The sequence below is a fragment of the Streptomyces sp. WY228 genome, from assembly GCF_019287315.1.
Classification (GTDB): domain Bacteria; phylum Actinomycetota; class Actinomycetes; order Streptomycetales; family Streptomycetaceae; genus Streptomyces; species Streptomyces caviscabies.
The window spans coordinates 6,271,389-6,292,723 of record NZ_CP079114.1 but is presented as its reverse complement, the minus strand read 5'-3'; the positions used below and the strand labels follow the sequence as shown (position 1 = coordinate 6,292,723).

Sequence of the window (21,335 nt, the reverse complement as noted above, 5' to 3'; positions counted from 1 at the left end):
GGGAATGCTGCGGGACCACTGGGAAGGTGCGGGCCGGTTATGAGCCACGAGGTTGGCCGAGGGCCGTTTCCGGGGATGCCGCACGATGTTTCGCGAGCGTGACGAAGAGGGATCGCGTGTTACGGCCGAATGAATCCGGGGTGGCGCGTCCGGTGCCCTGCCTATCCTGCGGCGCACGCCGCATACGGCACGGTGGAAACGCCGGGGAGCCGGTGAACACGAAACCGGCCACGGCGGCCCTCCGTGTGACCAGGCGATGGGGGAGCCGAGTCGGGCTGTACGGAAGGGGCGCCGCGGCCGGGGCCGGTGGTGCCGGTCAGACCGCCTCGGCGGTCTCCGGCAGCTGTTCGTGGAGCAGCTCGGTGAGCCGGGCGACGTCGGCGACATCGCCGAAGTCCCTGGCAGCGGTGTCGACGGTCTTGCGCAGGCGGGTGTTCACGCGCTCGGAGCGGACCTTCTTGGCGATCTTCAGGGCGCGGGTGGCGAGCACGGTGGACTCCTCGGGCTCGCGCTGGAGGAGGTGGACGGTGGCCATGCCGATGAGGTTGAGCGCGTAGGAGCGCTGGTGCTCGTCGTCCTCGCCGAACAGCTCGACGGCCTTCTCCATGACGGGCTCGGCGAGCGAGGCGTAGGTGGGGCTGCGGCCGGCCACATAGGCCAGGTCGCGGTAGGAGTGGGCGTTCTCGCCGTTCAGCTCGGCCTCGGAGAAGAACCGGATCCAGTCGGGCTCGGGCTCGCCGTCGAGACCGGCGTCCAGGAAGGTGTCCTCGGCCATCCGGACGGCCCGCTTGCACTTGCTGGGCTGGCCCATGTTGGCGTAGGCGCGGGCCTCCATCGCATACAGCATGGCCTGCGTACGGGAGGTGGCGCAGTCGCGGCTGCCGTACTGCGCGAGGTGGATCAGCTCCAGGGCGTCGTCGGGGCGGCCCAGGTGGATCATCTGGCGGCTCATGCTGGAGAGGATGTAGCTGCCGAGCGGCTTGTCCCCGGCCTCCTTGGCGGCGTGCAGCGCGAGCACGAAGTACTTCTGGGCGGTGGGCTGGAGGCCGACGTCGTAGCTCATCCAGCCCGCCAGCTCGGCCAGTTCGGCGGCGCAGCGGAAGAGCCGCTGGGCGGTGGGGCCGGGCTGGGGTTCCTGGAGCAGGTCGGTGACCTCGTGCAGCTGCCCGACGACGGCCTTGCGGCGCAGCCCGCCGCCGCACTGGGCGTCCCACTGCCGGAACATCGCGGTGGTCGACTCCAGCAGGTCCAGCTCGGGCCGGGAGAGCCGGGAGGGGCGGTGGTCGGCGGCCGGGGCCTCCGGTTCGCCGGGGCTCTGGGTGGGGACGGGCACCAGCCAGCGCTGCATCGGCTCGATGAGCGCGGGCCCGGCGGCCAGCGCCAGCGAGCTGCCGAGGAAGCCGCGCCGGGCGAGCATCAGGTCGCTGCGGGAGAACTCGCTGAGCAGGGCGACGGTCTGCGGGCCGGCCCAGGGCAGGTCGACCCCGGCCACCGAGGGTGACTGGTGGGCGGTGCGCAGCCCGAGCTGCTCGACGGCGACGACGGCGCCGAAGCGCTCCGAGAACAGCTCGGAGAGGATGCGCGGGATCGGCTCGCGCGGCTGCTCGCCGTCGAGCCAGCGCCGCACCCGGGAGGTGTCGGTGCTGATGTGGAGGGCGCCCATCTGCCGCGCCCGCCGGTTCACCTGGCGCGCCAGCTCGCCCTTGGACCAGCCACTGCGCACGAACCACGACCCCAACTGTCCGTTGGGACGCTTTCCGGCATCCGTGTCGCCTGCGCCGCTGCCACTCACTGGAACGCCCCCATTCCGCTGAAACCTCATCGCGCGAACCATTATCAGAATGCCGTGCATCGGCGCTGTCCGTCCGGGAGTTACCCCCGTCGACATCACGACTTCACCGACATCGTCGAACAGGAAATCGGGTTGCCCGCGGCATACCCGTGGGTGCACATACTCCCAGGGTTCGTGTACCGACGGTAATCCTACGATCACCCCTCCCGCGAGGGGAATTGAGGAAACGCCACCATTCGCCACCCCTTCGAATGAACCCGACTGCCGCCGGGCGCGCTTGACTTGAGCGCACAGGACCGAGGGCGAGCGGGCGGAAGCACTCGGGGGCGCGTACACCGTGTCGCACTCCCTTTCGCGCTACCGCGCACGCCACTCGATCGAGTTGCGGCGACGGAGGGTTACCCGAGCGACGCGGGTCGTAACCACCGACGATCCGGACCCGTTGGAGGGGGCATGGGCTTCACGATCGGCGGCATCCGCGAGATGCGATCCGGTGCGCGGCGACGCCACCGCGGCACCGAGGGCACGGCGGTGGCCGAGTACACAGGGCTGTGGGGCTGGGCGGTGACGCCCGGGGCCCGGGCCGCGGCCGGCTCCTGCTCGTGCGGCGAGCCGGCCTGCCCGGCGCCGGGAGCCCACCCGCTGGGCTTCGCCCGCGAGGTCCCGGCCGGCACCGGCCTGGACCGTGCGTCGGACGCCTGGGCGGAGACGCCCGGAGCAGCGATGCTGCTGCCGGTGGGCCGCTCCTTCGACGTCCTGGAGGTCGCGGAGCAGGCCGGGCGACGGGCGCTGGTGCGGCTGGAGCGGATGGGGCTGCCGTCGGGGCCGGTCGCGGTGACGCCGACCGGGCGGGCACAGTTCCTCGTCGCCCCCGGAGCCGCCGCCGAGCTGCCCGAGCTGCTCTACCGGATGGGCTGGGACGACGCCGCTCTCGACCTGCGCGCCCTGGGCCCGGGTACGTACATCACCGCCCCGCCCTCCGACCTCGGCGGCCTCGGCCCGGTCCGCTGGCTGCGGCCCCCGGTGCTGGACACGGCGGCCGCTCCCCCGCAGGCGCGGCTGCTGCTGGGGACGCTGGCGTACATCTGCCACCGCTCGTAGGGGTCCGGGAAACGGCGGATCCGAGCGGTCCTGGAAACGGCGGACGGGCGGCGGGCCCCTCGCAGGAGCCGCCGCCCGTCGGTACCGGACCCGGTGCGGTTCAGTCGCCGATCAGGGCGTCCACGAAGGCGCCCGGCTCGAACGGGGCGAGGTCGTCCGCCCCTTCGCCGAGGCCGATCAGCTTCACCGGTACGCCCAGCTCGCGCTGGACCGCGATGACGATGCCGCCCTTGGCGGTGCCGTCGAGCTTGGTGAGGACGATGCCGGTGATGTCCACGACCTCCGCGAACACCCGGGCCTGGACGAGACCGTTCTGCCCGGTGGTGGCGTCGAGGACGAGCAGCACCTCGTCCAGCGGGCCGTGCTTCTCCACGACGCGCTTGACCTTGCCGAGCTCGTCCATGAGACCGGTCTTGGTGTGCAGCCGGCCGGCGGTGTCGATGAGGACGACGTCCGCGCCCTCGGCGATGCCTTCCTTGACCGCGTCGTAGGCGATCGACGCCGGGTCGCCGCCCTCCGGCCCGCGGACCGTACGGGCGCCGACGCGCTCGCCCCAGGTCTGGAGCTGGTCGGCGGCGGCGGCGCGGAAGGTGTCGGCCGCGCCGAGCACCACACTGCGGCCGTCGGCGACGAGCACCCGGGCCAGCTTGCCGGTGGTGGTGGTCTTGCCGGTGCCGTTGACGCCGACGACCATGACGACGCCGGGGGTCTCGGCGCCGCCCTCGGTCTTGACCTCGCGGTCGAAGTCGGGGCCGAGCAGGGTGATCAGCTCTTCGCGGAGCAGGGTGCGCAGGTCCTCGGGGGTACGGGTGCCGAGCACCCGGACGCGCTCGCGGAGCCGCTCGACCAGTTCCTGGGTGGGGGCGACGCCGACGTCGGCGGTGAGGAGCGTGTCCTCGATCTCCTCCCAGGTGTCCTCGTCGAGGTTGTCGCGGGAGAGCAGGGTGAGGAGCCCCTTGCCCAGCGAGTTCTGCGAGCGGGCGAGCCGGGCCCGCAGACGGACGAGCCGGCCGGCGGTGGGCTCGGGGACCTCCAGCGCGGGGGCCTCGACGACCGGAGCCTCCTCCTCCACGGGCGCGGTGGCGTCCGGGAGGCCGACTTCGTCGATGGTGCGCCGCGCTTCGTCGCGCGGCGTCTCGGCCTCCTCGCCGACCTGCGGCTCGGCGGGAGGAGTGATGGTCGGCGCGCTCGGCGGCGGGGGCGGCAGCTGCTTCTTCTTGCGACTGCCCACCACAAGCCCGCCGACCACGCCGACAGCGACCAGGGCGATGACTACAGCGAGGATGACGATTTCGACGAGTTCCATAACCCGTCCAGTATCGGCCACGGCCGTGCCGCGGGCGCTGCCCCGGCTGGCCCCCGGCGATCCGCCCGCCCCTTATGCACCTTTTGGCGGCAATCCGGAGGCGAGCCTCTACACTTCTGACGCTCCGTCAGGTACGGTGCCGCCGCCCGCCTGCCCGTACAGCAGCCCGCTCCGGCGAAGGGACGCCCCCGATGGCCTTCACAGTGGTCCGGTTCAATCTCGTCGACCCGGCGGCCGAACCCGTGGCGCTCTCGGCCCGCTATCGCGCCGCCCTGGAGATGGCGGCGTACGCGGACGAGCACGGCGTCGACACGGTGCAGACCGAGGAGCACCACGGGGTGGCGAACTCCTGGCTGCCCTCCCCGTTCACCTTCGCCGGGGCAGTCTTCGGCGCCACCCGCCGGATCGCGGTGACCGTCTCGGCGATCATCGGGCCGCTGCACGATCCGCTGCGGCTGGCGGAGGACATCGCGGTGCTGGACCTGCTGAGCGCGGGCCGGCTGGTGACGGTGGCGGGGATCGGCTACCGCCCCGAGGAGTACGAGCGGGCCGGGGTCGAGTGGGGGCGGCGCGGCCGGCTCCAGGACGAGCTGCTGGAGACGCTGCTGGCCGCGTGGACCGGGGAGCCTTTCCCGTACCGGGGCCGCACGGTACGCGTCACCCCGCGCCCGTACACGAGGCCGCACCCGTTGCTGCTGGTCGGCGGCAGCTCGCGGGCGGCGGCGCGGCGGGCGGCCCGGCTGGGGCTGCCGCTGTTCCCGAGCGCACATCTGCCGGAGCTGGAGGCGTACTACCACGAGCAGCGCGCGGTCCACGGGACGGAGGGCTTCTGCATGATGCCCGCGGCCGAGACGCCGCTGCTGCACGTGTCCGAGGATCCGGACCGTACGTGGGCGGAGTACGGCGAGCACTTCCTGCACGAGGCGCGGACGTACGCCTCCTGGCAGTCCAAGGACATCCGCTCGGCCGTCCGCTCGGCGGCGACGACGGTGGCGGAGCTGCGCGAGGAGGGCGTGTACCGGATCGTCACCCCGGACGGGCTGGCGGACCTGGAGGCGGAGAGCCTGGTGCTGCATCCGCTGTGCGGCGGGATGCCGGTGGAGGAGGGGTGGCGGAGCCTGCGGCTGTTCTGCGAGGCGGTCACCTGAAACGGCACCGCCCCGGCTCGGGTGAGCCGGGGCGGTGCCGTGAGGAGAGGGACAGCGGGGCAGGGGGCGCCCGGCCCAGCCGACCGGGCGCCCCCTCAGCCCATCTCCTCGAGCGTTTTGCCCTTGGTCTCCTTCACGAACTTGAGCACGAAGGGGATCGAGAGCACGGCGAAGCAGGCGTAGATGATGTACGTCCCCGAGAGGTTCCAGTCGGCCAGGCTCGGGAAGCTGGCGGTGATCGCCCAGTTGGCGATCCACTGCGCGAAGACGGCCACACCGAGGGCGGCGGCGCGCAGGCGGTTCGGGAACATCTCGCCCAGGAAGACCCAGACGACGACACCCCACGACAGGGCGAAGAAGAGCACGAAGGTGTGGGCGGCGATCAGGGCCACGGCGCCCTGCGCGGTGGGCAGCTTGCCGTCGACCAGGTCGGCGGAGAAGGCCCACGCCTCGACGGCCAGCGCGACCGCCATGCCGACGGAGCCGACGAGGGCGAGCGGCCTGCGGCCCACCCGGTCCACCAGCACCATCGCGATCACCGTGCCGATGATGTTGATGATCGAGGTGGTGAACGAGTAGAAGAACGAGTCGGTCGGGTCGACGCCGACGGACTGCCACAGCGTCGCCGAGTAGTAGAACGCGACGTTGATGCCCACGAGCTGCTGGAACATCGAGAGGCCGATACCGACCCAGACGATGGGCAGGAAGAAGAAGCGGTTGCCGAGCAGGTCCTTGAAGGAGGACTTGTGCTCGCGGTGCATGGCGGTCTCGATCTCGGTCACCCGCGCGTCGAGGTCGATCTTCTTGCCCTCGACCTCTTCGAGGATCTTGCGGGCCTCGGCCTTCTTGCCGACCGAGATGAGGAAGCGCGGCGACTCGGGGATGGCGAAGGAGAGCAGCCCGTACAGGACGGCCGGGACGACCATCACGCCGAGCATCCACTGCCAGGCCTCCAGACCCAGGATCTTGCCGCGCTGGTCGCCGTCGGCGATCTGGAGGACGGCGTAGTTGACCAGCTGGGAGATGGCGATGCCGATGACGATCGCGGCCTGCTGGAAGGAGCCGAGCCGGCCGCGGTAGGCGGGCGGGGAGACCTCGGCGATGTAGGCCGGGCCGATCACGGAGGCCATGCCGATGGCGAAGCCGCCGATGATGCGCCACATCGCCAGGTCCCAGAGGGCGAACGGCAGCGCGGAGCCGATCGCGCTGGCCGTGAAGAGCACCGAGGCGATCTGCATGCAGCGGATGCGGCCGATCCGGTCCGCGATCCGGCCGGCGGTGGCGGCGCCGATCGCACAGCCGATCAGCGCGATGGCGATGACCTGGGCGAGGGTTCCGGAGCCGATGTCGTACCGGTCGCGGATCGCCTCGACCGCGCCGTTGATGACGGAGCTGTCGTAGCCGAAGAGGAAGCCGCCCATCGCCGCGGCCGCGGTGATGAAGATGACATGGCCGAGGTGGTCCGGATGGGCCGCCCTGGCCCCGGACTCGGGTCCGTTCGCTGTGCTGGTCACGTGAACTCCTGATGCCTGGCCGCAAGTCAGACGTGGGGGGTGAGCCTTCCCAGTGGGGCACAACTTCCGGCCCGCCACCACTTGAAGGCGAAATCAACTTTGCAGAGGCTATGCGTTCAAGAAACGAAGTCAAACAGCGGGTCCGGCGCCGCCTGCCCAGGAGTGCACAAAAGGTGCATTGAACCTCTGATGGTTCGGTCGTTCCGGTAAACGGGTCGTGCCGGTAAGGATCAGCGCAGCCGCTGGCTGATGACCTTCGAGACCCCGTCGCCCTGCATGGACACGCCGTACAGCGCGTCGGCGACCTCCATCGTCCGCTTCTGGTGCGTGATCACGATCAGCTGGGAGCTCTCCTGGAGCTCCTCCATGATCCGGATCAGCCGCTGCAGATTGGTGTCGTCGAGCGCGGCCTCGACCTCGTCCATCACGTAGAACGGACTGGGCCGGGCCTTGAAGATCGACACCAGCAACGCCACGGCCGTCAGGGACCGCTCGCCGCCCGACAGCAGGGAGAGCCGCTTCACCTTCTTGCCCGGCGGACGCGCCTCGACGTCCACTCCGGTGGCCAGCATGTTGTCCGGGTCGGTCAGGATGAGCCGCCCCTCGCCGCCGGGGAAGAGCCGCGAGAAGACACCCTCGAACTCACGGGCGGTGTCCCGGTAGGCCTCCGTAAAGACCTGCTCGACCCGCTCGTCGACCTCCTTGATCACCTGGAGCAGATCGGCCCGGGTCTTCTTCAGGTCTTCAAGCTGCTCGGACAGGAACTTGTGCCGTTCCTCCAGCGCCGAGAACTCCTCCAGGGCGAGCGGATTCACCTTCCCGAGTTGCTGATACGCCCGTTCGGCCGCCCGCAGCCGCTTCTCCTGCTCGGGCCGCCGATACGCCTTCGGCTGGTTACGCGGGTGCTCGGGGTCCTCCGGCAGTTCCTCGCCCTCCGCGGCGGGCGAGGGCGGCACGAGCTGGTCGGGGCCGTACTCGGAGACCAGCCCCGCGGGCTCCACGCCCAGCTCCTCCAGGGCCTTCGTCTCCAGCTGCTCGATCCGCAGCCGCTTCTCCGCGCCCAGCACCTCGCCCCGGTGGACCGAGTCGGTGAGCTTGTCCAGCTCGCCCTTGAGCGCCCGGCCCCGGTCGCGCTCGACGGCCAGCTCACGCTCCCGCTCGCCCTTCGCCGCCTCGGCCGACGTCCGTTCCTGGTCGGCCCGTACGAGGGACACCTCGACATGCGCCAGCAGCTGACGGGCGCCCGAGGCCACGGCGGAGGCGACCTCGGCCTCGTACCGCAGCCGGGCCCGGCGCTGTTCGGCACGGGTGCGTGCCTCGCGTTCGACGCGGGCGGCCCGGTCCAGCGAATCGGCGCGGCCGGCCAGCGCCTTGACCCGCTCCTCGTGCGTACGGGCCTGGAGCCGGGCCTCCATCTCGGTCTGGCGGGCGTTGGCCCCGTCGGCGGCGAGCCGGTCCCGCACCGAGGTGTCCGGCTCCTCCTCGGCCGGGGCCTCCTCGGCGACCAGCAACCGCTCCGCCAGCTCCTCGGCCTCCTCGGTCGCCCGTTCCAGGGCCTCCTGGGCGCGGGCGGCGGAGGCGGTCATCCGCTCGGCCTCGCCCGCCGCGCCCCGGGCCTGCCCGGCGAGCCGCCCGAGCTGCTGGGCGACACCGGACTTCTCCCGCTCGGCCGCCCGGCGGCGCTCACCCAACTCCTCGACGAGCGCGGTGCGCTCCGTGCGCCGCTCCCCCGCCAGCCGCTGGGCCTCCGCCAGCTCCTCGCACCGTACGGCCAGGTCGGCCAGGTCGGCGGCGGCCTCGTCGACGGAGGCCTGCACCTCCAGGAGGCTGGGCGCCCCGGCGGACCCGCCGTGCGCGAAGTGGGCGGAGAGCACGTCCCCTTCACCGGTCACCGCGGTCAGCCCGGGGTGCGCGGCCACCAGCGCCTCGGCGTCCTCCAGCGTCCCGACGACCACCATGTCCGGTACGAGGCGGCGCACGGCCCCGACGAGCGCGGCGGGCCCGCGCACGAGGTCGGCGACGGCGGGCGCGGCGAGGGCGGTGACCGCCTCGGCTCGGCCACCCGGGAGGGCGACGCCCGCGGGCGAGGCACTGTGCCGCGCGGACGGCCCGGGTTCGGTGGCGTTGTGGGTGCCGCCCTGACCGGGCAGCACGGCGGACGCGGGAAGCGGAGCGCCTTCCCGTTCAGGCGTCGGTGTCTGCTCACCGGACTGCTCAGGCACGGGCGTCTGCACACCGGACCCCTCCGGCACGGGCGTCTGCACACCGGACCCCTCCGGCACGGGCGGCTGCTCCCCCGGCTGCTCCGGTACGTGGTGGGGCCGGGTCCCCGCGCCCTCGGCCGCCGCCGTGCCCAGCAGCATCGCCGCGCGCCCCGCGTCCCGTTCGCGCAGCAGCCTGATCGCGTCGGCGGCCGTGGCCGGGTCCGTGACGGCCACCGCGTCCGCCGCCGCTCCGAGGGCGGCCGCGACGGGGATCTCGTACCCGGGCTCCACGGTCAGCAGTTCGGCGGCCGGGCCGAGGAGCCCGGCCAGCCGGTCGCGGGCGCCGAGCAGCACGCCCGTGCCGTCCTTGCGGCGCAGCCCGAGGGCCAGCGCCTCGTGCCGGGCGGCGACCGCCGCCCGTCTGCGCTCGGCGGCCGTGGCCTCGTCACGGGCCGCGCTGTGGGCGGACCGGGCCTCGGCGAGGGCCTCCTTGGCCTCCTCGTGGCGGGCGGCCAGCTCCTCGTCGACGTCGTCCAGTCCGTCGACCTCGGCCTTCAGCTGCTCGTACTCCTCCTGCGCGGCCACCGCGCGCTCCTGCGCCTCGTCGCGCGCGGCGGCCAGCCGGTCGATCTCGGCCTGGGCCGAACCGGCCCGGCTGCGGGCCGCGTTGACCTGACCGTTCAGCCGGGCCAGCCCCTCGCGCCGGTCCGCGATGGCGCGGGCGACGTCCTTGAGGCGGCGCTCCTCGGCGGCCAGCTCGCGTTCCAGGTCGGCGCGGTGGGCCGCGGTGTCCTCCAGCGCGTGTTCGGCCGCCTCCAGGGCCGCCGTCAGCTCCGCCTCCTGCTCGCGGATCCGGGCGGCCTCGCGCTCCATGTCCTCGGGGTCACGGCCCCGGCGCTCCTCGGCGGGCGGCTGTGAGGCGCTGCGGACCCGGGCGTCGGCCAGCGAGATCGTGCCGCGGACCCGTTCGGCCAGCTGCGACAGCTCGTACCAGGTCTGCTGGGCTCGCTGGAGCCGGGGCGCGAGCCGGCGCACCTCGCCCTCCAGCTCGGCCTCCCGGGCGAGCGCCGCGCTGAGCTCGGCCTCGGCCGCGTCCTTGCGCTTCTTCAGCTCCGCCTCGTCGGCGATCTCGTCGCGCAGCGCGTCCCGCAGGGTCACCAGGTCGTCGGCGAGGAGCCGGAGCCGGGCGTCGCGCAGATCGGCCTGGATGACGGCGGCCCGGCGGGCGACGGCGGCCTGTCGGCCGAGCGGTTTGAGCTGGCGGCGCAGTTCGTCGGTGAGGTCCTGGACCCGGGCCAGGTTGGCGCCCATCGCGTCCAGCTTCCGCAGCGCCTTCTCTTTCCGCTTGCGGTGCTTGAGGACACCCGCGGCCTCCTCGATGAAGGCCCGGCGACCCATCGGGTCGGCGTGCAGCACGGAGTCCAACTGGCCCTGGCCGACGATGACGTGCATCTCGCGGCCGATGCCGGAGTCGGAGAGGAGTTCCTGGATGTCGAGCAGCCGGCAGGTGTCGCCGTTGATCTGGTATTCGCTGCCGCCATTGCGGAACATGATCCGAGTGATCGTCACTTCGGCGTACTCGATGGGCAATGCGCCGTCGGAATTGTCGATGGTCAGCGACACTTCTGCGCGGCCGAGCGGGGGCCGCCCGGTCGTCCCGGCGAAGATCACGTCTTCCATCTTGCCGCCGCGCAGGGATTTGGCGCCCTGTTCCCCCATGACCCAGGAGAGCGCGTCCACCACGTTGGACTTTCCGGATCCATTGGGTCCGACGACGCAGGTGATCCCCGGTTCGAACCGCAGGGTGGTGGCGGACGCGAACGATTTGAAACCACGCAGGGTCAGGGCCTTGAGGTGCACGCCGCCGGACTCTACCTTTCGCTCTCGGTTTCGCTGATGAAGGTGCAGGGCACATCAGACGGTAAGCGAAGGCCGGTAGGTCCCGGGTGGGGGTCGGGCAAAGAAAAAGGGACGCCGAAGCGTCCCTGTGAATCTTGCTGGCGACACGGTGGATCCAGCTGCGGTCCTGCGCGGTGCATCGCAGAGCGACCGGACAACGACGTCCCCGGTGCTGCGGGGACCCCGGTGTTCGGGGACGGCGATCCGTGACGCAGGACGAATCAGAGGTGTTCCGAGGCTGCTGAGCGTGCCCGGCCCGACCGGCCCGAAGGGGCCATCATGGTCAGGTCAGCGCAGGCTCGCCCTGGGGTACGTCGATGTCGATGCTGTCGAGCAGCGACTCTTGGTGCTGGGCGGCGGCGTTCAGCGCGTCGTTCTCGTCCTGGATCCGGGTGAGTTCGGATTCCAGGTCCTGGACGCGCTGCTGGAGCCGTCGCATCTCGGCGAGGAGTCGCGGGTCGGAACCGCCGACGTAACCGAGAAGCGCCTTTGCCATGATGGATGGTCCTCCACAATGAGTGACCGACCGATGCGGTGTGGGTCGTCTGGGAATCGCACCCGCGGTGCTCGGCAGGGCTCTGTCACCACTGCGGTTCTGCTGCTAATCAGCTCTACCGAACAGCTAAGGTGCGCGGGGTTTTCAGCGTCTCACCAAAAAGTTTGACGGTCAACACGATCACACCCTGTGTACCCGGGTGTCCCGGGGGCGCGCGGCCGGACGATCATGCGGCGCGACTCTCCTGCGGGACCCCGAGGGGTGTGCGGATCTTCGTCAATGCCGCAGCCTTGCACGACATCCCGTATCTGGCAACCATCGGTCGCCACCGGGTCCCGTCGCAGGTCATTTCGGGTGCGGGGCCCCGGCCGGCGTTCCGGTGACCGTTCGGGGCGCGGCGTTCACCGAGCGGATCCGAGGGGGCCTCACGGGGCGGGATCAGCGGATGGCGAATCCGTCGTATCCACCGCGCGGGGTGTCCCAGATCTCAGTGACGCCGTCCACGCGCCCGGGAGTGTCGTCGGACCGCAGCCAGTCCAGCAGACGGTGGCAATTCTCACGTGACCCTTCGGCCACGATCTGCACTCTGCCGTCGTCGAGATTGAGGGCGAACCCGATGAGGCCGCCGATCTCCAAAGCATTTGCCCTGGTGAACCAGCGGAATCCTACTTGCTGTACTCGGCCGCGTACCCACACGACGAGGCGCGCTTCTTCGTTCATGCCCGAACGCTAACCGGCCAATTGCTCTCGAAGCACGTCGCCCCCTTTCGCCCATGGGCTACAGTCCCGTCGCAACAGCCTCACTCGATCGGGTGAGTATCGGATGGACGTGGACGGAAAGTCGATCAATCGGCATTCGCTTCGCGTGCGACCGAATTCGATCATCGGGGCAGTTCAGCAACGGGGCAGTCGCGTGACGTCACAACGGCGTCCGGAGCATCAGGAAGGCACAGCGCATGGGACGCCACCGACGATCCGCCGCAGGCCCCGCCGCTGAAGAACCCGCGGCCGGGGCCGCTTCCCGGCGCCGGGGCACGCGCCGGAAGAAGTCCGCCGTGCCGATCCGCACCGGGCTCCTCGGCGTCTCGGCGGCCGTGGCCGTCGGCGCGGTGGCCGTCGCTTCCGGCCTGCTGCCCGGCGGCGACACCTCCACCTCCGGCAACACCACCGCCGCCGACCAGGTGCGCACCGGCGGCGCTCCGGACCTGCTGACGCAGGGCGGCAGCTCCACGGCGCCGGCCGACCGGTCCTCCTCCCCCGCGAGCCGGGGCAGCGAGCGCCCTGAGGCGCCCGGCACGTCCCCGTCGAAGTCGCCGTCCACGACGCCCTCGGCCTCGGACTCCCCCTCGAAGACGCCGTCGAAGTCGGCCGCGCCCGCCACCTCGAAGAAGGCGGAGGAGTCGAAGAAGCCGGCCGCCACCCCGTCGAAGAAGTCGAAGGCGCCCACCTCCACCCCGGAGAAGAGCACCGCCCCGGCGAAGACCCCGGCCCCGCCGAAGACCTCCACGGCCCCGCCGCCCACCAAGAAGCCGAGCCCTTCCCCCACCGACGCCTCCGCACGCTCCGAGGTGCTGGCGCTGGTGAACCAGGAACGCGCGAAGGTCGGCTGCTCCCCGCTGTCCACCAGTGCCCCGCTGACCTCGCTCGCGCAGAACTTCAGCGAGGACATGGCGGCCCGCGGCTTCTTCGACCACACGGACCCGGACGGCGACACCCCCTGGGACCGGGCCGCCCAGGCCGGCGTGCAGGGGCTCGGCGCGGAGAACATCGCCCGCGGCCAGGCGGACGCCCAGGCCGTGATGGAGGCCTGGATGAACAGCGAAGGCCACCGCGCGAACATTCTCAACTGCGACTACAAGACCATCGGCATCGGCGTCCACGAGGGCTCCGGCGGCCCGTGGTGGGTCCAGAACTTCGGCTTCTGACCCACGCCGGACCCACCGGTCCACTTACTCCCGCACAGCGCTCCCTCGGGGTGAGCACTGTGCGGGAGTAAGCTTTTGGTATGGCCAGCGATACGGGTGCGGACAGCACGAGTACGGACAGCTTCGACAGCCTCGCGTTCGACGTCTTCTCCCGCGCGTGCCCCTCGCGCTCGACGCTGGAGCACGTCACCGGCCGCTGGGGCGGTCTGACGCTCGGCGCGCTGTACGAGGAGAGCCTCCGCTTCAACGAGCTGCGCCGCCGGGTCGACGGGGTCAGCGAGAAAATGCTCTCCCAGACCCTGCACGCGCTGGAGCGCGACGGGCTCGTCCTGCGGGAGGCCCAGCCGGTCAATCCGCCGCGGGTGGACTACGAGCTCACCCCGTTCGGCCGCGAGGTCACGGAGAAGCTCCTCGGGCTGATCCATCTCGTGGAGGGGCGGATGGGCGAGGTGCTCACCGCCCGTGCGCGTTACGACGAGGCGCGCGGCGGCCGCTGACAGCGCGGGCAGTAGTAGCTGGAGCGGTTCATCCAGGCTCGCCGGCGCATCGGGGTGGAGCACCGGTTGCAGGGCTCGCCCTCCCGGCCGTACGCGTCGAGCGACCGGTCGAAGTAGCCGGACTCGCCGTTCACGTTGACGTACAGGCTGTCGAAGCTGGTGCCGCCCTGGGCGAGCGCCGCGTTCATGACGTCGCGGGCGTGGCCGAGCAGTTCGGCGGACTTGGGGCGGGTCAGGGTCGCGGTGGGCCGGTCGTAGTGCAGCTTGGCGCGCCAGAGCGCCTCGTCCGCGTAGATGTTGCCGACGCCGCTGATCAGCGACTGGTCGAGCAGGGCGCGCTTGACCGTCGTACGGCGCAGGCGCAGTGCGGTGTGGAACGCGGCGTCGTCGAAGAGCGGGTCGAGCGGGTCCCGGGCGATGTGCGCGATGGTGTCCGGCAGGCCGTCGGGGGTGTTGTCGTGCAGCGAGAGCCCGCCGAAGGTGCGCTGGTCGACGAAGCGCAGCTCGGTGCCGAGCGCGTCGTCGAACCGCATCCGGATCCGCAGGTGCTTCTCGTCGGGGGCGTCGGCGGGCTGCACCAGCAGCTGTCCGCTCATGCCGAGGTGGCCCAGGAGCGAGGCGGAGGCCTCCTCGATCGGCACCCAGAGGTACTTGCCGCGGCGCATCGCCGCCCCCATGCGGGCTCCTCGGAGCCGGGCGGCGAAGTCGACGCCGCCCGCGAGGTGCCGGCGGACCGAGCGCGGGTGCAGGACCTCGACCTCGGTGACCGTGCGACCGCTGACCCAGCGCTCCAGGCCCCGGCGGACGACTTCGACCTCGGGCAGCTCGGGCACGGTGCACCACTCCAGACACATCGACGGTAGTACGGGGCGGCGCGGATACGCGAGGACCGCGGTGGCCACAGCGATCCGGGAGCCGCCCCCGGACAGGGAAAACCCCTCGGTGCGCAGGGCGCCGAGGGGTTTCCTTCGTGCTTCAGGCCGGAGCGGCGTCCGTGTTGGGCGACGGGTCGGCAGGGGTGTCGGCGGCCCCTCCGTCGGCCGCGGACTTCTCCGCGGCCTGCCGTGCCTCTGCGGCGGCGCTGATCTCGCGCCAGGCGGACTCGGCCGCCTGCTGCTCCGCTTCCTTCTTGCTACGGCCGGTGCCGGTGCCGTACGAGACACCACCGACGCGAGCGGCAGCAGTGAAGGTCTTCTCGTGATCCGGACCGGTCTCCGTGACGAGGTACTCGGGGACTCCGAGGCTCTCGCTCGCGGTGAGCTCCTGGAGGCTGGTCTTCCAGTCCAGGCCGGCGCCGAGGTTCGAGGACCTGTCGATCAGCGGGTCGAAGAGCCGGTGGACCAGCTCCGAGGCCGCGCCGAGGCCCTGGTCGAGATAGACCGCACCGATCACTGCTTCCAGTGTGTCGGCGAGGATGGAAGCCTTGTCCCGGCCCCCCGTGCCCTCTTCACCGCGGCCGAGCCGGATGAAGGAGCCGAGTTCGAGGCCGCGGCCCACTTCCGCAAGCGCACGCGAGTTGACCACCGCGGCCCGCAACTTGGCCAGCTGGCCTTCGGGCAGGTCGGGGTGGGTGCGGTACAGCGTGTCCGTGACCACCAGGCCGAGCACCGAATCCCCGAGGAATTCGAGCCGCTCGTTGGTGGGCAGACCGCCGTTCTCGTATGCGTACGAACGGTGGGTCAGCGCACGCACCAGAAGGGCGGACTCGAGGTGATACCCGAGCCGCCCTTCCAGAAGCGTGTGGGACGAGGCTGTGTTGACGTTGTCTGCCTGCTTCTTGGCGCTGGACAACTCAGACATCGGGCCTCTCACCAGCCGCTCAGACCTCGAGGACCTGGCGCTTGTTGTAGGTGCCGCAGCTCGGGCACGCAATGTGCTGGAGCTTGGGCTCCTGGCAACGCTCGCACGAAACCAGGGTGGGGACCGCAGCCTTCCACTGCGACCGGCGGTGGCGCGTGTTGCTGCGCGACATCTTCCGCTTCGGAACAGCCACGGCTACTTCTCCTGCTTCTCGTCGACGCCCGGTTCGGCGCCGCCCATGTTGTCCTTCTCGCCGTCCTGAACGGTCTCGGCGAGTCCTTGCAGTGCCGCCCAACGGATGTCGACGGCATCGTGGTGATGGTCCGGATTCTCGTCCAGCCTGATTCCGCATTCGGAACACAGACCGGCGCAGGTCTCCTTGCACACCGGCTGCATGGGCAGTGCGAGCACTACCGCGTCACGCAGCATTGGTTCGAGGTCGAACAAGCCGTCCTCGAGGAAGAACCTGTCCTCGTCGTCCTCGGCGTCGTCGGCCGGTTCCGCAGTGCTGCGGCCCCGGTCATCGGCGTCAGGGTACGAGAACATTTCCTGGAAGTCCGCGTCGACCTCTACGGTCAGCGGCTCCAGACACCTTACGCACTCCCCCTCGGCGGTCGCACGGGCGGTGCCTGTGACAAGCACCCCTTCCATGACCGATTCGAGGCGGAGGTCCAGCTCCACCGGTGCGCCTTCCGGCACACCGATGACGCCGTCGATGCCCAGGACCGGTGAACCGGGTGCTTCCACCGAGCGGGTCAGCCGCTTCATGGCACCGGGACGCCGGCCCAGCTCGTGCGTATCGAACACGAGAGGGTTGCGGTGGTCGAGGTGGCCGTTCAGGGCTTTTCCTGCTTTCGAATCATGGGTGTCGTCCTGCGAAGGAAGGGTCGTCTGCGGTCCGGGACGAACCGCCTCCGTTCCGAGACGAAACGGGCAGCCGAGATCGCGGACCTATGTGCGACCGAGGATTCAGGATACTGGACGGACCGCTCAGCACCCAATCGGGTCGGCCCGCCCCGGGGTCAGCGGCCCTCTTCGTACCGGCGCAGCTGCTCCAGGTCGATCATGCTGGTGTCGAAGAGGCTGGTCTCGTCCAGCGCGCCGCCGCCCTGCTGGACCGGTCCCTGGGGCTGCTGGGGCTGTTGCTGCCAGCCGTAGTCCGGCTGGGCGGCCGGCTGGGGCGGGTAGCCGTTCGGGTCGTACCCCTGCTGCTGGTAGGCCGCGTACGGGTCGGGCTGCTGCTGGTAGCCGTACGCGTCCTGCATGCCCTGCTGGACCGGCTGCTCCTGGTAGCCGTACGACGCCTGCGCGTAGCTCGGCTCGCCCTGCGGCTGTACGGGGTACTGCGGCTGCTGGGGCGCCTGCTGCGGTTCCGGGGTGGCGAGCTCGGCGAGGCCGGCCAGATAGTCGGCGTCGCTGGTGTGGCCCTGGCCGCCCGCCGCGTCCTGGGCGGCGATGTGCGCGCCGAGGTCGTCGGTGGCGACCCGGCCGTGCAGCTTCTGCCGGCCCCGGCCGACCGCCTCCAGGGTCTTGGCGAGGACGGCCTCGAAGGCGCCGAACTTGGCGTCGACATAGGCGTCGGCCCGCTGCCGCAGGGTCTCCGGGTCGGCGCTGCGCTCGGGGGCCTCGGCGAAGTCGGGGTCCTGGTAGCCCTGCTCGTCCAGGCCCTGGCCACGGCCGAGGAGCTTCTCGCGGCCGCGGTCGACGGAGCCGATGGTCTTGGTGAGGACGACCTCGAAGTTGGCGAGCTTGCTGTCGACGTAGTCGTCGGCCTCGGCCCGGACCTCCTCGGCCTCGCGGCGGGCCTCGGACAGGATCCGGTCGGCCTCGCTCTGCGACTGGCGGACGATCTCGGTCTCGGAGATCAGCGAGGAGCGCTGGGTGTGCGCGGACTCGATGATCCGCTCGGCCTCCTGCCGGGCCTGCTCGGCGAGCTGCTCATGGCCGCCGAGCAGCTCCTGCGCCTGGGCGAGCGAGCCGGGCAGCGCCTGGCGCACCTCTTCGAGCATGGCGAGCAGCTCGGCGCGGTTGACCACGCACGAGGCCGACATGGGCATGGATCGGGCGCTCCCGACCGCTTCGACGATCTCGTCGAGCTTCTTCTGCACGTCCACCGTGTGCTCGCCACTCTCTGCTGCTCTGTTGAAGCTGCTGCTCCGTTGGAGACGGACGGGACGACTGTAAGGCCAGTCGGCCACCGCCCGACACCTGGTGACGGCCCGTCAGGATCTCAGCGTTCGCCGAGGCGCTTCACCAGGGCCTCGTGGACGGCCGGCGGCAGCAGGTGGGAGACGTCGCCGCCCCAGGTCGCCACCTCCTTGACCAGCGAGGACGACAGGAAGCTGTACGTCGGGTTGGTCGGCACGAAGAGCGTCTCGACGCCCGAGAGCCCGTTGTTCATCTGGGCCATCTGGAGCTCGTAGTCGAAGTCGCTGACGGCCCGCAGGCCCTTCACGATCGCCGGGATCTCCCGCTGCTTGCAGAAGTCGACCAGCAGGCCGTGGAAGGACTCCACCTCGACGTTGCCGAAGTCGGCGGTGACCTCGCGGATCAGCTCGATCCGCTCGTCGACGGTGAACAGTCCCTTCTTGGACTGGTTGATCATCACCGCCACGTGCACCACGTCGTACAGCTTCGAGGCTCGTCCGATGATGTCGAGATGTCCGTTGGTGATGGGGTCGAACGACCCCGGACAGACGGCGCGGCGCACTGTGATTCCCTCGCTCTCCGGTCCGGTCATCGTGCGTCTTCGCACGTAGCGGCGGCGCGACCGTACCAAAGCGTTCCCTCGCCGTAGCGACGGGACCGCAGTGGTTCGAATCCCGCGGGCCAGCCGAATTCTCCGCCCCGGGTGCCCCGTTCCACGGTGACGAGCGCATCGTCCGTGAGCCACCCCTGAGCACGGAGTGTGAGCAGGATCTCGCGAAGATCGTCATCGGTGACGGCGTACGGCGGGTCCAGGAAGACGATGTCGTACGGGTCCGAGGGCGCCGGTCCTGTCACGATCTGCTCGGCTTTGCCGGCCCGGACCTCGGCGCCGGGGAGGCCGAGGGTGCGGACGTTGTCGCGGACGGTGCGGACGGCCTTCGGGTCGGCCTCGACGAGCAGCGCGTGGACCGCGCCCCGGGAGAGCGCTTCGAGGCCGACCGCGCCGGATCCGGCGTACAGATCGGCGACACGGCTGCCTTCCAGGGTGCCGAGCAGCGCCTGCCAGGTGGAGAAGAGGCCCTCGCGCGCACGGTCGGAGGTGGGGCGGGTGCCGGTGCCGGGCGGGACGGCCAGGCGGCGTCCGCCGGCCGAGCCGGCGATCACGCGGGTCATGGGTGTGGGGTCCTCGGGGTCGGGGGCGTGCGGAGGGGCTCGCGGTGTGCGCGGGCCGTGCGTCCACGATATGGCGTGCGGCCCGCACCGGCAGGACGCCCCCGCGTCCTCACCCCTTGTCGAGATACCCCTCGCGCTCCTTGTCCAGCAGGGCGGCCAGCACCGTGCGCAGCTCCGGCAGGTGCTCCAGCTCCGGGTCGGCGGCGACGATCGCGACGGCCTCCTCGCGGGCGGCGGCGATCACCTCCTCGTCGTCGATGACGGTGAGCATCCGCAGCGAGGAGCGCACTCCGGACTGGGCCTGGCCCAGCACATCGCCCTCGCGACGCTGTTCGAGGTCGATCCGGGAGAGCTCGAAGCCGTCGAGGGTGGCGGCGACGGCGGAGAGCCGGGCGCGGGCGGGGCTCGCCTCGTGCGCCTCGCTGACCAGCAGGCAGAGCCCCGGGGCGGATCCACGCCCGACGCGGCCGCGCAGCTGGTGGAGCTGGGAGACGCCGAAGCGGTCGGCGTCCATGATCACCATGGCGGTGGCGTTGGGGACGTTGACGCCGACCTCGATGACGGTGGTGGCGACCAGGACGTCGACGTCACCGGCGGCGAACCGGCGCATGACGTCGTCCTTCTCGTCGGGGTGCATCCTGCCGTGCAGCACCTCGACGCTCAGCCCGGCCAGCGCGCCCTTGCGCAGCTCGTCGGCGATCTCCAGGACGGCGAGCGGCGGGCGCTTCTCCGGATCCTCCTCGGCGGTCTTCTTCTTCGCCCTGCCCTTCTTCCCCTCGGCCTCCTCCGCGTCGTCGCCGATGCGGGGGCAGACGACGTACGCCTGGTGGCCGTTCTCCACCTCCTCGCGGACGCGCTCCCAGGCGCGGGCGAGGAAGTGGGGCTTGTCCTTGGCGGGGACGACATGGCTGGCGATCGGGGAGCGGCCGGCCGGGAGCTGGTCCAGGACGGAGGTCTCCAGGTCGCCGAAGACGGTCATCGCGACCGTACGGGGGATGGGGGTGGCGGTCATGACGAGGAGGTGGGGCGGCTGCTTCCCCTTGGAACGCAGGGCATCGCGCTGTTCCACGCCGAAGCGGTGCTGTTCGTCCACGACGACCAGGCCCAGGTCGTGGAACTGGACCTTGTCCTCGATGAGGGCGTGGGTGCCGATGACGATGCCCGCCTCGCCGGTGACGAGGTCGAGCAGGGCCTGGCGGCGGGCCGCCATGCCCATGGACCCGGTGAGCAGCACGACCTTGGTACCCCGGTCCGAGCCGCCCAGCATGCCGCCCTCGGCCAGCTCGCCCATCATCTCGGTGATCGAGCGGTGGTGCTGCTGGGCGAGGACCTCGGTGGGGGCGAGCATCGCGGCCTGGCCGCCCGCGTCCACCACGGCGAGCATGGCGCGCAGGGCCACCATGGTCTTTCCGCTGCCCACCTCGCCCTGGAGGAGCCGGTGCATCGGGTGCTCGGTGGCCAGGTCGTCGAAGATCTCCTTGCTGACCTTCTCCTGGCCCTCGGTGAGGGTGAAGGGCAGCTTGGCGTCGAACGCGTCCAGCAGGCCGTCCGCGACGGGGCGGCGGGCGACGGCGGGCAGCTGGGTGTCGGCGTACCGGCGGCGGGCCAGGGCGACCTGGAGGACGAACGCCTCGTCCCACTTGAGCCGGGCCTTGGCGTCCTCGATGTCCGCCTTCGTCTGCGGGCGGTGCACCTTCAGCAGCGCCTCGGGCAGCGGGGTGAAGCCGCGGCCCTCGCGGAGCGAGGCGGGCAGCGGGTCCACCGCGTCCCGCGCGCTGGGCAGCACGGCGTCGACGGCCTTGGCGATCCGCCAGGAGTCGAGCTGTTTGCAGGCGGGGTAGATCGGCAGCAGCCGTCCGGCGAAGGCGTCCACGACCTCGGTCGCCTCGTCGGCGTCGGAGGCGTCGAGGAGTTGGTACGTGGGGTGGGCGAGCTGCATCTTGCGGTTGAAGACGGAGACCTTGCCCGCGAACATCGCCTGGCGGCCCGGCAGCAGCTCCTTGTGCGGCTTGTGGACGCCGTGGCCGAAGAAGACCAGCTGGAGGCGGCCGCTGCCGTCGGTCAGGGTGACCTCCAGGCGTTTGCCCCGGCCGTTGTTGAACATCAGGATCCGGGCGTCGGCGACCTGGGCGACGACCGTGACGTGCTCGTCCAGCGGGAGGTCGGCCAGCGCGGTCAGCTTGCCGCGCTCCTCGTACCGCCGCGGGTAGTGGTGCAGCAGATCACCGACCGTGTGCAGGTCGAGGTGTTCGGCCATCACCTTCGCGGTGGCTCCGCCGAGCAGCTTCTTGAGAGGTTCATCGAACGAGGACACGCGATCCATTGCACACCA

The 21,335-nt window shown here is 71.3% G+C and carries 18 protein-coding genes; 4 read left to right on the top strand and 14 right to left on the bottom strand.

What is annotated here, in order from left to right:
- Nucleotides 1–316 precede the first annotated feature (316 nt).
- Nucleotides 317–1,792, bottom strand: coding sequence for a hypothetical protein (locus KV381_RS27635; protein ID WP_030085044.1), 1,476 nt, complete (start codon nucleotides 1,790–1,792; stop codon nucleotides 317–319).
- Nucleotides 1,793–2,245: 453 nt separating this feature from the next.
- On the opposite strand from KV381_RS27635, the gene KV381_RS27630 reads away from it, so the two are divergent.
- A complete protein-coding gene (locus tag KV381_RS27630; protein WP_030085043.1) occupies nucleotides 2,246–2,893 on the top strand; it encodes a bifunctional DNA primase/polymerase in 648 nt (215 codons plus the stop codon).
- 100 nt (nucleotides 2,894–2,993) lie between these two features.
- Here KV381_RS27630 and ftsY read toward each other — a convergent pair whose 3' ends face one another.
- A complete protein-coding gene (ftsY, locus tag KV381_RS27625) occupies nucleotides 2,994–4,199 on the bottom strand; it encodes a signal recognition particle-docking protein FtsY (protein WP_030629509.1) in 1,206 nt (401 codons plus the stop codon).
- Between the two features lie 191 nt (nucleotides 4,200–4,390).
- Here ftsY and KV381_RS27620 point away from each other — a divergent pair, with 191 nt between their 5' ends.
- Complete coding sequence (locus KV381_RS27620) at nucleotides 4,391–5,347, top strand: LLM class flavin-dependent oxidoreductase (RefSeq protein WP_086779140.1); 957 nt, start codon at nucleotides 4,391–4,393, stop codon at nucleotides 5,345–5,347.
- A 95-nt stretch (nucleotides 5,348–5,442) separates the two neighbouring features.
- On the opposite strand, the gene KV381_RS27615 is transcribed toward KV381_RS27620, so the two are convergent.
- The 4 genes from KV381_RS27615 to KV381_RS27600 form a co-directional block, all read right to left on the bottom strand.
- The gene (locus KV381_RS27615) at nucleotides 5,443–6,861 is read right to left on the bottom strand and encodes a sugar porter family MFS transporter (protein ID WP_218786621.1); all 1,419 of its coding nucleotides are present in this window, start codon (nucleotides 6,859–6,861) and stop codon (nucleotides 5,443–5,445) included.
- A 230-nt stretch (nucleotides 6,862–7,091) separates the two neighbouring features.
- Nucleotides 7,092–10,925, bottom strand: coding sequence for an AAA family ATPase (locus tag KV381_RS27610; RefSeq protein WP_218786620.1), 3,834 nt, complete (start codon nucleotides 10,923–10,925; stop codon nucleotides 7,092–7,094).
- Nucleotides 10,926–11,247: 322 nt separating this feature from the next.
- Complete coding sequence (locus tag KV381_RS27605) at nucleotides 11,248–11,460, bottom strand: hypothetical protein (RefSeq protein WP_006127885.1); 213 nt, start codon at nucleotides 11,458–11,460, stop codon at nucleotides 11,248–11,250.
- Between the two features lie 438 nt (nucleotides 11,461–11,898).
- Nucleotides 11,899–12,180, bottom strand: a complete 282-nt coding sequence (locus KV381_RS27600; RefSeq protein WP_030085033.1) for an acylphosphatase — start codon at nucleotides 12,178–12,180, stop codon at nucleotides 11,899–11,901.
- 236 nt (nucleotides 12,181–12,416) lie between these two features.
- Between KV381_RS27600 and KV381_RS27595 the strand changes: the two genes are divergently transcribed.
- Complete coding sequence (locus KV381_RS27595) at nucleotides 12,417–13,385, top strand: CAP domain-containing protein (RefSeq protein ID WP_218786619.1); 969 nt, start codon at nucleotides 12,417–12,419, stop codon at nucleotides 13,383–13,385.
- A gap of 80 nt (nucleotides 13,386–13,465) precedes the next feature.
- Nucleotides 13,466–13,882: a helix-turn-helix domain-containing protein gene (locus KV381_RS27590; protein WP_030085029.1), complete on the top strand. Its 417-nt coding sequence runs from the start codon at nucleotides 13,466–13,468 to the stop codon at nucleotides 13,880–13,882.
- Here the strand turns inward: KV381_RS27590 and mutM are convergent.
- From mutM to recG, 8 genes are all read right to left on the bottom strand, one after another.
- The gene (gene mutM, locus KV381_RS27585) at nucleotides 13,855–14,715 is read right to left on the bottom strand and encodes a bifunctional DNA-formamidopyrimidine glycosylase/DNA-(apurinic or apyrimidinic site) lyase (protein ID WP_218787310.1); all 861 of its coding nucleotides are present in this window, start codon (nucleotides 14,713–14,715) and stop codon (nucleotides 13,855–13,857) included. The genes KV381_RS27590 and mutM overlap by 28 nt on opposite strands.
- A 142-nt stretch (nucleotides 14,716–14,857) precedes the next feature.
- Nucleotides 14,858–15,682 carry a ribonuclease III gene (rnc, locus tag KV381_RS27580; RefSeq protein ID WP_030085026.1) on the bottom strand — a complete coding sequence of 275 codons (825 nt, stop codon included), beginning with the start codon at nucleotides 15,680–15,682 and terminating at the stop codon, nucleotides 14,858–14,860.
- Nucleotides 15,683–15,701: 19 nt separating this feature from the next.
- Complete coding sequence (gene rpmF / locus KV381_RS27575; protein WP_003965982.1) at nucleotides 15,702–15,875, bottom strand: 50S ribosomal protein L32; 174 nt, start codon at nucleotides 15,873–15,875, stop codon at nucleotides 15,702–15,704.
- A gap of 2 nt (nucleotides 15,876–15,877) precedes the next feature.
- On the bottom strand, nucleotides 15,878–16,489 hold the full coding sequence (locus tag KV381_RS27570; protein ID WP_050495735.1) for a DUF177 domain-containing protein: 612 nt from the start codon (nucleotides 16,487–16,489) through the stop codon (nucleotides 15,878–15,880).
- Nucleotides 16,490–16,704: 215 nt separating this feature from the next.
- Complete coding sequence (locus KV381_RS27565) at nucleotides 16,705–17,796, bottom strand: ATP synthase F0 subunit B (RefSeq protein ID WP_218786618.1); 1,092 nt, start codon at nucleotides 17,794–17,796, stop codon at nucleotides 16,705–16,707.
- Between the two features lie 116 nt (nucleotides 17,797–17,912).
- Nucleotides 17,913–18,392 carry a pantetheine-phosphate adenylyltransferase gene (gene coaD / locus KV381_RS27560; RefSeq protein WP_032787127.1) on the bottom strand — a complete coding sequence of 160 codons (480 nt, stop codon included), beginning with the start codon at nucleotides 18,390–18,392 and terminating at the stop codon, nucleotides 17,913–17,915.
- 26 nt (nucleotides 18,393–18,418) lie between these two features.
- Complete coding sequence (rsmD, locus tag KV381_RS27555) at nucleotides 18,419–19,003, bottom strand: 16S rRNA (guanine(966)-N(2))-methyltransferase RsmD (protein WP_030085018.1); 585 nt, start codon at nucleotides 19,001–19,003, stop codon at nucleotides 18,419–18,421.
- 109 nt (nucleotides 19,004–19,112) lie between these two features.
- Nucleotides 19,113–21,326 (bottom strand): ATP-dependent DNA helicase RecG, encoded by a 2,214-nt coding sequence (recG, locus tag KV381_RS27550; RefSeq protein WP_218786617.1) that lies wholly within the window; start codon nucleotides 21,324–21,326, stop codon nucleotides 19,113–19,115.
- Nucleotides 21,327–21,335 lie beyond the last annotated feature (9 nt).

What these genes read in the sequence shown, in the direction of transcription:
- KV381_RS27630 (WP_030085043.1), top strand. Translation starts at nt 2,246, where the DNA reads ATGGGCTTCACGATCGGCGGCATCCGCGAGATGCGATCCGGTGCGCGG.
- ftsY (WP_030629509.1), bottom strand. Translation starts at nt 4,199, where the DNA reads ATGGAACTCGTCGAAATCGTCATCCTCGCTGTAGTCATCGCCCTGGTC.
- KV381_RS27620 (WP_086779140.1), top strand. Translation starts at nt 4,391, where the DNA reads ATGGCCTTCACAGTGGTCCGGTTCAATCTCGTCGACCCGGCGGCCGAA.
- KV381_RS27605 (WP_006127885.1), bottom strand. Translation starts at nt 11,460, where the DNA reads ATGGCAAAGGCGCTTCTCGGTTACGTCGGCGGTTCCGACCCGCGACTC.
- KV381_RS27600 (WP_030085033.1), bottom strand. Translation starts at nt 12,180, where the DNA reads ATGAACGAAGAAGCGCGCCTCGTCGTGTGGGTACGCGGCCGAGTACAG.
- KV381_RS27595 (WP_218786619.1), top strand. Translation starts at nt 12,417, where the DNA reads ATGGGACGCCACCGACGATCCGCCGCAGGCCCCGCCGCTGAAGAACCC.
- KV381_RS27590 (WP_030085029.1), top strand. Translation starts at nt 13,466, where the DNA reads ATGGCCAGCGATACGGGTGCGGACAGCACGAGTACGGACAGCTTCGAC.
- rnc (WP_030085026.1), bottom strand. Translation starts at nt 15,682, where the DNA reads ATGTCTGAGTTGTCCAGCGCCAAGAAGCAGGCAGACAACGTCAACACA.
- rsmD (WP_030085018.1), bottom strand. Translation starts at nt 19,003, where the DNA reads ATGACCCGCGTGATCGCCGGCTCGGCCGGCGGACGCCGCCTGGCCGTC.
- recG (WP_218786617.1), bottom strand. Translation starts at nt 21,326, where the DNA reads ATGGATCGCGTGTCCTCGTTCGATGAACCTCTCAAGAAGCTGCTCGGC.